Origin of the sequence: Mycobacterium sp. 852002-40037_SCH5390672 (genome assembly GCF_001665875.1) — a bacterium.
Lineage (GTDB): Bacteria > Actinomycetota > Actinomycetes > Mycobacteriales > Mycobacteriaceae > Mycobacterium.
Genome location: NZ_LZTA01000035.1, coordinates 1 through 810 on the forward strand (window position 1 = coordinate 1; position 810 = coordinate 810).

The 810-nt window shown below is 69.3% G+C and carries 1 protein-coding gene; it reads left to right on the top strand.

Annotated features, from left to right (window positions below; all coding sequences use genetic code 11):
- Nucleotides 1-222: 222 nt before the first annotated feature.
- Nucleotides 223-810: TetR/AcrR family transcriptional regulator (locus A5782_RS05245; RefSeq protein ID WP_067096139.1), on the top strand; the 588-nt coding region annotated here is incomplete at its 3' end.

Genomic DNA, 810 nt, shown 5'->3' on the forward strand with positions numbered 1-810 from the left:
CGCATAGTGGCGATGATGATCCGCCGGCGAGTCTCCTCGCCGCTGGCACCTACCGGACGCCCGCGTTGCGTCCGCGTCACGGTGCTGTCCCCACTGGTCGCATCCTGTCCGCCGGCCGCCGATCCGACACACCGAATATAATCGGACGATCAATTTCCTTGACGTTGTTGGCGCGAGGTGCGCGGTGCGTGACGAACGGACCGGTGGCGGGGACTGCGCGGTATGACCGTCAAGGCGTCGCAGTTGGGCCGGCCGGTGGGGGCCGACGGTGAGCAGACGCGCGCCCGGATCATCACCGCGGCGATGCGCTGTGTAGCCGAGGCGGGCTACGCCCGGGCGACGATTCGTGAGATCGCTCGCGCGGCCGACATGACCAGCGGCAGCCTGTACAACTACTTCCCGAACAAGTCCGAACTGATGAAGGCCGCGGTGGCGGCGCGAACCGACGTCGCGGTTCCCCGACTGCGGCGGGCGGCCGCCCGCCCGGGCACCGCGGTCACGCGAATAGAAGCGGTCCTCGACGAATCGGGCCGGTTGATGCGCGAGTACCCCGACCTCGCGGCGTTCGAGTGGGTGATCCGGGCGGAGAATGCGATCGCCGTCGATGACACGGCGACGGGCAACTCGGGGTTCCAGGTATTCCGCGAAATCATCGACGGCATCGTCCGGGACGCTGTCCGCGAGGGCGGGCTCGCCCGCCGTGCCGATCGGCACGGCGCCGTCGAGGCGATCTATGCGCTGGCGCGCGGTCTGACGGAACGGGCGGCAAGTCTGGGTCCGGACGAGTACGCCGCAACGCTCGATTCCGCC